This window comes from Gammaproteobacteria bacterium, assembly GCA_035546635.1.
Classification (GTDB): domain Bacteria; phylum Pseudomonadota; class Gammaproteobacteria; order JAURND01; family JAURND01; genus DASZWJ01.
On record DASZWJ010000031.1, the window covers coordinates 107,711 to 117,674 of the forward strand.

3 protein-coding genes are annotated in these 9,964 nt (G+C 42.1%); 1 reads left to right on the plus strand and 2 read right to left on the minus strand.

What is annotated here, in order from left to right; translation table 11 throughout:
- Positions 1-32: 32 nt before the first annotated feature.
- Positions 33-3,692 (minus strand): beta-ketoacyl synthase N-terminal-like domain-containing protein, encoded by a 3,660-nt coding sequence (locus VHE99_08895; GenBank protein HVV69128.1) that lies wholly within the window; start codon positions 3,690-3,692, stop codon positions 33-35.
- 239 nt (positions 3,693-3,931) lie between these two features.
- Between VHE99_08895 and VHE99_08900 the strand changes: the two genes are divergently transcribed.
- Positions 3,932-6,085 carry a U-box domain-containing protein gene (locus VHE99_08900; GenBank protein ID HVV69129.1) on the plus strand — a complete coding sequence of 718 codons (2,154 nt, stop codon included), beginning with the start codon at positions 3,932-3,934 and terminating at the stop codon, positions 6,083-6,085.
- A 57-nt stretch (positions 6,086-6,142) separates the two neighbouring features.
- Here VHE99_08900 and VHE99_08905 read toward each other — a convergent pair whose 3' ends face one another.
- A complete protein-coding gene (locus tag VHE99_08905; GenBank protein HVV69130.1) occupies positions 6,143-9,616 on the minus strand; it encodes a hypothetical protein in 3,474 nt (1,157 codons plus the stop codon).
- Positions 9,617-9,964 lie beyond the last annotated feature (348 nt).

Here is a 9,964-nt window from a genome sequence, read left to right on the forward strand (position 1 = left end):
CGGGGGGTTGGTAGTTTGCGTCGCTGAATTAACTACACCCCCGGCTGTTTTTTTATATAAGCAGCGATCTCCTCGAAGGTGCGTAATGTCGCTAATTCCGTCGGTTTAAGCTCAGGTAAATTGGGCAATTTTTCTTGTATGGCTGAGAGAATTTCTACCCGTTTAATTGAATCAATGCCTAAATCCGCTTCCAAGTCCATATCCATACTCAGCGTATCCTGCGGATAGCCGGTTTTATCAGCGACAATGGCTAAAATAATATCCTGCATACCTGCATCTACCTTCGTATCTACAGCAGCAACTACAATTGGCTGAGCAATCACAGGAATAACAGGCGCAGGAACAACCGGTTGTGGTGCTGCAGGTAAGCTCTCCACCTTGGCAACAGGCGGTGGGGCTTGCATTTTTTGCACCACCACTGGCGCTGCTGGCGCTACAGGGGCATTGACTGCGGCAACAGGCGAGGTGGGTTCAATCACCGGCGCCACGCTAAGCTCTTTCGGATGGCGATCAACCGCCTCTCCAGCATGGCTAGATTCCGCCTCAACTTCCAAAGCTAATTGACGTATATCATCTAACGCCGCGCGTGCTTCATTGAGATAGGCAAGATGACTTTTTTCGCTGTGTTCTTGATACTCCAAATGTGCTTTAGTCACTTCCTCTTGCAATTTTTCATAAAGATTTAAAATTTTATTTAAAGTATCTTCCCGTAAAGAAGCATGATCTCCGTTTCCTGAGATCTTATTATGATTGTGTAACATGGGTTCTTTCCTCTCAATAGTCATTTCAGTTGGGTCAAGATTCTCCCTACTATGACCGGTCGGATTAGGATTCACTTCCAATAAACTTCCATCATCATCTAACGGTGGATAAGGTTTGCCATAATTCGTTCCTGAAATCGTCAAGGTAAAACGTTCTTCCTCGACAGATGGCGGTGGTGCGGGTTCTCTATAATCTTGCCATAGCGCTGTAAAATCTAGTTTAACGCCATTGACAGCTAATTGTCCTAACGCATTCCATAAGCTAGTGATGCCATGCAGCCCTTTATTATCCATATTGATCGTTGTAACGGCTTTGCCTGTCAGAATTTTTTTAACTAAATTTGTCAATACGCCTTGCGGTCCTACTTCAATAAATGTACGTATGCCAGCTGCATACATGGCTTCAATTTGCGTTACAAAGCGTACTGGATGCAATAATTGCTCCGCCAAAATCCGTTTAATCTGTTGTGGATCTTCAGGGTAAATAGACCCGCTGGTATTTGCATAAACGGGTTGGCGCGGCTGATTAAAAGTCAACGTCGATAAATAATCTAAAAACGGCTTATGGGCTGCTTCAATGATGCGACTATGGAAAGCCGTACTCACCGGCAAGCGGCGAAAACTGATTTTCTCCTGCTGCAATTTGGCTTCTAAAATTTGAATAGCAGTCAGTGTGCCTGAGAATACGATTTGCTCTGGGCTGTTATAATTGGCCGGCGTCACTTCTATCTGCCATAAGGCAATTTTTTCTAGTAATGCTTGGCTATTAGCACAGATCACAGCTGTCATCGCGCCAGGAATATTACGCCCGGCTTCTGCCATTAATTCGCCACGCTTGCGCGCTATTTTGATCAAGGTGGTTTTATCAAACACTTGAGCGGCATGTAAGGCGAGTAACTCACCAAAACTATGGCCAGCATAGGTATCGGCTTTAACCCCCAATGTTTGCAATAATGCCAGCTGGGTTAAACTGGTCACCGCCAAGGCTGGCTGTGTCCATTCAGTTTGCGCCAGTTTTGTTTGTTGTTTTTGCTCATCCTCTTTCTGAAACACAGGGCAAGGGAAGACGATTTCATGCAGCTTAACCCCACGCTCTAATTCTATACTATCTGCTTCATCCCAAACAGCTTGAGATAAATCAAATGCCATGCATAAATCAGCGCCCATATTGAGATATTGGCTGCCCTGTCCAGGAAATAGTAAAGCGGTGTTACCCGATTGCGTGCCATAATTATAATATAGTTCTTTTTGCGCATAAGTTTGCAATGGCTTGGCACTTAATTCAGCATTTGCCCGCTGTAATTTATTGATTAAATCAATTGCATCACTAGCTACTAGCGCCAAACGCGCCGGTTGTTGTGGGTTAAAAGCTAGCTGAGAGGTTTTCGCCAAATAAACCAGTGCATCGGAATCAGCACTAATTCTCTGTTCTAATTCTTGCGCTTTAGCAATTAGCGCTTCTGGTGAATCCGCTGACAATAGCACTAATTCTGTCGGAAAGGTGCGTAATCTCGCAGCCGGTTTGCTGCCGGTATATTCTTCCAATGCCACATGAAAATTGGTACCGCCAAAGCCAAATGCACTAACCCCAGCACGCCGCGGATAATCTTGCGTCCGTATCCAGGGTCGGGTCTCGGTATTGATATAAAATGGTGAATCGTGTAATCCCAACTTTGGATTAGGTTCATCAACTTTAATAGTCGGTGGCAACACTTTATGGCGCAGCGCCATAATCGTTTTAACCAAAGCAGCAGCGCCCGCTGCCGCTTTGGTATGACCGATTTGTGATTTCACACTGCCAATAGCACACCAGGGTTTAAACGTTTCTGGTTGTGCCTGAAATGCTAATTTTAAGCCTTCGCATTCTGCTGCGTCCCCTGCAGTCGTGCCGGTACCGTGTGCTTCGATTAATTCCACCGTGCGCGGCAAAAATCCGGCCATTTCGTAACTGCGCTGAATAGCCACGGCCTGACCTGCCGCCACCGGTGCATACACACTCTTTGAACGACCGTCAGAAGCAGAGCCAATGCCACGAATAACAGCATAGATGGCATTATTATCCCGTTCAGCATCAGACAAACGCTTAAGCGCAACTAAGCCAATCCCCTCCCCCAGGATAGTACCATCCGCTGACTTGGCAAACGGGCGACAATCGCCAGACATAGACAGCGCTGGGGTTTTGCTAAAACACATGTACATAAAAATATCGTTAAACGTGTCAGCGCCACCGGTTATGGCCAAATCTGCTTTACCCAGCTGTAATTCATCCACCGCCATCGATAAAGCCGCCAAGGAACTGGCACAAGCCGCATCGGTCACGCAATTGGTGCCGCCAAAATTAAAACGATTCGCAATTCGGCCGCTGACTACATTTCCCAGCAATCCAGGAAACATGCTTTCACCCCAAGCCACGTAGGAATTGCTCACTTGTTGGCAAATTCTCTCTTCAATCTCTTTATCAACCCCAGCCTCACGCAAAGCCTTGCGCCAAATCGGCTGCTGCAGCCGCGCTGAAGCTTGAACAACCAATTCTTGCGCAGAAGTCACCCCCAAAATCACATTTGCACGGCTTAAATCCGCCGTTTTATCAAAATCTTGACCAAAAGCATCAATTAACAGCTGTTTGGTGGCCATCAAGGCCAATAATTGCGTGGTATCCGTCTGGGGTACATTGGCTGGAGGGATGCCATATTCCACTGGATCAAACGCCACTGGGGAGATAAAAGCTCCGCGTTTGCAATAGGTCTTGTCCACTGCTTTGGGGTCTTTATCATAATAATCTTGTATTAACCAATGGGTCGGGGGCACATCGGTAATCAAATCAACCCCGTTGGCTATGGCTTGCCAAAATCCTTGCGCACTCGCTGAGCCGGGAAATATCGCACCGATACCAATGATGGCGATGGGCTCAAAATGGGGCTTATTTGGCATTGTAGTGTCCTATTTTTTCTAAATTGAATACGGAAAAAATTTCTTTTTATATGAAGATAAATTTTAGTATAATGCCCTTAAGATAATATTAAAAAGTTCGAAAATTTCTAATATTCTCTCTGCACTTCCTTCCTATTCAGCCAAACAGCACATAGATATAAAATCTTGTACATTCTGCATTCTTTTCCCATTGATAGGGGTTACCAAAAAAAGGAGCATAACTACTACGGGAAACTATTATGGAAACGCCTACTGAATCCAAAATTCCGCAAAAAAAATCCAATATTCTTGAAGCTTTTAAGCTAACCTGTCCTTTAACTGGGGAATTAATGGAAAACCCTGTAACGGCGGTTGACCGCTTTAGTTATGAAGAAAAGGCTATTAGACAGCGCTTTCAGCAAGGTGATTTCACCAGTCCTACCACACGAAAAGCCTTGCCCATTCCAGAAAATATGCCAGAGCCTATTTTAGCGAAAAACCATATCCTGAAACAGGCTATAGAATATTTTAAGGCGGAATTCGCAAAATTGGGTATAAACCCTGAAGATGCCGATCAAGCCTGGCTGGATCAAGAATTGCATATTTTTGACTTTAAGCAACAATTATTAAATCAATGCTGCCACCATTTACCCACTAAAGCTGAACCATCCGATCATAAAAAACTCAGTTCTACCGGCAGTGCACTGCGCACCATGAAAATCGTTCCTCCTAGCATTCCACAAGTTTTAGTAGCAGAAAGCAAAGAGACTGAAGTTAAAACTGTTTTTAATCCTCAAGACTTAATGCGTCAAGCAGTGGCGTACTATCATTTGGGCCAGTTCAGCAAGTCTTTGCCTTTATTATTGCAAGCTGCCAAACTAAGACAACCCGGTGTTTATTCTATTCTGGCAAATATCTATTCCAGAGGGGGTGGAGGGGTGGCCCAAGATCAAGCAAAAGCTAATTTATATAGTGTATTCATCACCTATATGGATACTCCCACCTTCCGCATGCTTGAAAAAGATGCGAAAAACCCAGGAATTCTCGAATCTTTAACAGCTGCTCACTTCCGACTCAACCTCCCTCTAAATGAGCCCCTTCAAGATTATCCCTCTGCTTTAGTCAAATACGGCAAGGAACGGTGTTCAGCTGCAGAAGCTTGGAGCTATTTTAAACAAGCAGCCCAACAAAGTTTTACCCCCGCATATTATGAAATTGGCATGTGCTATCTTAAAGGAACTGGAACCCACCAAGATATACATGGGGCAATACAATTTTTGCAATCAGCTGCTGAGAAAGGACATATTCTAGCCATATTACAGTTAGCAGAAATTTATGAAAATGGCTATAAGGATAAATTTGATGAAATTGTCCCAGACATGCAGTTAGCCATAAAACACTATACACAGGCAGCAGAATTAGGCTCAGAAGTCGCTCAACTTAGATTATGTAAATTATATTGCTGGGGAGATAAAGGACAAAAGAGCAATATACCTTTAGCTATGTACTGGGGTTTTCAGGGCTTTGCCCAAGGGGATGTGGAGTGCCAATTTATGTTGGGAGGCTGTTACAGAATGCCTTCCCCGTACAAAAATACCGATAAGGCAGATTACTTGCAAGAACAAGCATTGCATAAAGGGAGCACTATAGCTATCAACAGCTTAGAGTTGAGTTGTTACAAGCCAGAAAATCCAGATGTAACAAAATCTATTAGCCTTTTAAATACCTTTGCCAAAACTTACCCTGAGAAAAGTCAGCAAGCACAAATAGCTTCTCGGGCGCTTAATTTACTGGCTATTAATCCAGAATTTGCACAAATTATCGCTTCAGTCGCTTCAGCCGCACCCGTAGGCTTACCTCATTCTGAGGAACATCAACAAAGTCCTGATTTAGCATTGATCGAAGATGAAAAAAACAAGCGAGCGTTAAATTATATCCCTAATGTAGATTGGGCCACATGCCCTATATCCTTGCAGTTAATGCGTTCACCATTAATTAATTTTTACGGTCAAACTTTTGACTCACCAGCTTTAGAAAAGTGGTTAGGTACTGGCAATTGGACATGCCCTAAAACTAGAAAACCACTATCCGATGAAATGCTAATTACTGATCTTTCTTTAAAAGGCGCGCTGGCATTTTTGACTGTTCTAACGGCTTTGCAACAACAAGCTGTCATTGTAAAGACGTTGGAAACACAAGTGCAAAAAACCCAAAAAAATATTTCAGAAGAAAAAAAGGCAGGTTGCTCCTTAATACCCATTCCTAACAAAAATACAACAAGGGCAGCTACACCCTCACCCGTCATACTTGCATCTCAATCTTCAAAAAAATCTCAAGGCGATGACCTAAGCGACTCTTTGTCCAAAGAAAAACCAGAAAAAACATCCTTATCATTACCTTCTAGGAATTCATAATAAAATAAAGGTAAGTTATCCCACAGCTTCATGTGGGATAACTTAATCTGATGTGTTTTACACAATGCTGGCAGCTGATACGAGTAAATTCCTGCTTTCACTTTCTTCTGCGTCCTCATCAGAGTCCGGTTCAGGTTGAGGCGTTGGTGGCCCTACCTCTACCTGAGCAGCTTTACCCCCTGCCGATGACGAGTTTAAGAAACTCATGCTTGGCGGTGGTGCCTTCTGTAGCGGCTTATCCTGCTCCTCTACTGTTGCGCTACTAATCACCTTTGTATAGCGATCATCAATCTCCCCGTGCCCAACATAATCCCCTGATCCGTAAGGATGATTTTTAAGATGATTGTCAAATAATCGCAAATAATGTTCCTCTAAATAAACTACATAGAGTTCATTGCACAACGCTTCATCTTTTACTGAGCTAAAATCCTCAATTGTAAGCGACATCTCTTCAACTTCAGCCGGAATATGTAATAGGCCTTTTAACTCCTTAATTTCTTTTTCTAAAGGACCAATCTGCTCTTTATATGACAATAAATGATTATGTTCCAAAAAGCCCTGAGCTTCTCCCTCAAGTTTTAATTGCAGTTTTTTACTCTTATACAACTCAAGATTGCGTCTTATTTGCTTCTCATCTAATACCACTTCATTTCTAGCTGGAACTGGAAGTACTGGCGTTGAAGACATGCTACCACTAGTCATAGAAGATCCGCTACTACTGCTTGAGGCTACGCTCGAACTTTGTGCCGAGGCACTATAACTAGCAGGGTCTCGTTTTGCCAAATCCTCCAATAACGGCTTTATTTTCGCAATTGCTCCTTGATCCAGGCGGCTTATGTCTTTTGGTGTCCAGCCCATTGACTCTAATTGTGCTTTCTCTACTTCAGTTAATTCTGCAGCCGTTAATTTTTTATCAACTACAACAGTCTCCTTTCCTTCAGCAGGTGATTCCTTTTCAGCTTGGTTAAGTGCTTGTTCTAGTTTGTAGAATTCGTCTTTTATTCCAGTGATCTGCTCCCGAATACTTGCTATTGCTTTGTCATTTCTCGCTTTTGCTTCTGCAGCTGCTTCTGCAACTCCATCATTCGCAACTAATTGTTTGTAACACAACGTGCTAGTGTATCGACCCAAACCTAATGCAGTTAAACCTACGGGATCAAATCCAGCTGCTTCTAAACGCCTCATTTCTGGAAGAGCTAAAACAAATACCTTACCTCCTGGTGGAACATCCTGCGCTGTAGTAGCCATGCGTTTATCAAGTGCTACCAACCCTTCGACAATCTCCCGCTTCGTACCAGGTATATTAGTTAAAATAGATTCAACCAGATCTTGCGTAGTTTGAATTTTTTTAGTTTTAACCTCCTTCTCCTTTTCGTCTTTAGCTTCTTTATAGACTGGTACTTCATGTTTGTCTTCAGAAAGAACTTTAGGTTTTTCTTTCGTTTCTTTTAAATCGCCCGTCTTCTCTTTGGAATCTACCCCTGCTTTAGTTATCGCTAACTCCATTTCTGATTTTTTAACTTTTAAACTGCTTAATTCCTCAGTTAGTGATTTTATCTTAGCATTAAGGTTTTTCTTAGCTTCGTCTACAGTAGTCCCTAAGCCTTTTTCAAATTCAGCTGTTCTTTCCTTGATTTCTGCGTTTCTTTTCTCAACTACACGTTTAACGTTTGCGGACGAGGTCAGATGTTTTTGAACTTTTCTCCATTCTTCTGCCAATTCAGCATTTATCTTAGGTTCAAATTTTTTCTGTAATAATGCTTGAAATTGACCATCTGTCAGTTGGGCTATAAATGCTGAGACGCCGCGCGGCAAATAATTAGTTGCATAATCAAGCGTAGTAGATGAGCCATGATTACTTGCAATTAGCCCATACAATCTAGACCAGGCATCAGGAGTCAATTTTTGAAATCTTTGCCCCAGATCAGAAAGCGAACGTATACTAAATAAATTATTCGGAATTGCTGATACGCCCAAACCTACTAACGCAGAAAACGCCTCCAGCCCTGCCTTTTTCGCACGCCCTCCAGAAGCTGACAGCATTGCTGCTGATAACTCTAACATTTTTCCAACTAATTTCATGTGATTTTTGACATCATTCAAATCCATTTGAAAAATTTGCTTCGCACTCCAGGACGCTCCTAAATAGCCTAAAATTCCAGCCACACCCCCAGCTATTGCTGCTACACCGGCTGCCATTGCCCCTATCTTGGAGTCACCCAAAACATTTTTAACCGTCCAGTTAATAACTTGATATTGTGAATTATCTTTGTCGGATAAATCACTTCTACCTTTTAAAAATCCTGCAAAAACATAAAATGGAGCGATATCAATAGCCGTTAATGCTCTACCCGAAATCTCAGCATACGCTACAAGTATGCTTAAGATGGCTGAAGCTCTGATAGTTAAAGCATGAAAATATTGGTCGCATATATGACTATCCTCAAAAGCTCTATCACTTTCTTCTACGGATGCCCACTTTAACTTAGGTATTTCAACATAAGATCTTTGAAGCTCAACTAAAGTCTCATAAAATAGTCTCAACTCATCACTCAGAAGTTCCAACAATTTTTTTCCATGACCAAGTCTTATCGCTGTATACTCATTTCCAATCAACTCACCCAGAGGGGTAAATAATTCTTTATTATTGCTATATAACCACTCCAACGTTTTATAGCCTGGAGACTTACCACTTCCTAATACAGAATTTATCGCATTGTTAATAGCATCCGGCGAGGAAGTTCGGCAAAGATTTGTGTGCAAACCTTCAACTAAAGCTGCAAATTCTTCTGGAAATTGATTCCTGATTTCGCCAAGCTCTGTTCCTGCTAAGAAGCCATCTAATTTTTCAGTTATATTTTTCCTTGCTAAAGCCAAATTTCTTGGTTCCAGCACCTCCATCGGACGAGGAGCTTGCTTAGATTCATCCTGCTGTTGGCCTGTACGGATAGTCGAAATGGTTTGATTGGCTTTTTTTTCATCTCCATTACCTGGGATATATCCGCGTACTATCAAATTAACTTGATTACGGTGCGGTCCAACCACTGCAGGACCCACCATTGTTCCAGTCAGGAAGTCTCTTACAGCACCCCCAGCAGATCCATTGAGTGACGCAATATCAGCTCTAAATGGTGTCACACGATCAGGATGAGCAAGATCAATAGCAGATAATTCTCTTAGTACTGCTTCTTCAGTAGTGGGTGTATATCTGCTGTCAATGCGAGTTTTCAGTTTTTTGAGCTTATCTAATTCTTTGCTAATTTCATCTATTTTAGCAGATATTTCCTTTATCCTTGGTTCGCTTTTCCAAGCTTTAACCTGAGTGGTAGCTTTCATATATTGAGCAGCTCTCTCAGCCTCTTGCTCTTCAGTCCCTGGCAATGGTCGATATAACCCAGGACCACTTAGATCAACATCCACATTTATCTTTTTTTCTTTTGGCGGTGGCGCTATTGGCCCACCCAATTTCTTTTCATCACCATGCAACATTGGCTGAAGTTCTACACCGTTCTCTACGTTTTGCTCAGTCATTTTAAACCCTCAATCATATCTACAAAAAATATTAAATTTATTTTAATCACCCACTTACATATTCCTTAAAAACATTTAACTTTTGAATTATCTACGCATGCATAAAAATCAAAAATTACACTCACTCTGTTTTTATCCATCATTTGTAAAAACTATAGTACACCGGAAAAATTAAAATAATATTAAGGGCACTTCTTGAAATTACCAATCGAATTGCCTCAGAAATAACCTAACCGAAGGACCCCCAATTTAAAGGTAAAAACCCCAACGTTGCCTCATAATTCACCTAACTTAAGGAAAAGGGGTGAATTTATGAAAAAAGGCGTCAATTTAGAGCATTTCTTGATC

Coding starts and splice junctions, on each gene's coding strand:
- VHE99_08895 (HVV69128.1), bottom strand. CDS start 3,692: ATGCCAAATAAGCCCCATTTTGAGCCCATCGCCATCATTGGTATCGGT.
- VHE99_08900 (HVV69129.1), top strand. CDS start 3,932: ATGGAAACGCCTACTGAATCCAAAATTCCGCAAAAAAAATCCAATATT.
- VHE99_08905 (HVV69130.1), bottom strand. CDS start 9,616: ATGACTGAGCAAAACGTAGAGAACGGTGTAGAACTTCAGCCAATGTTG.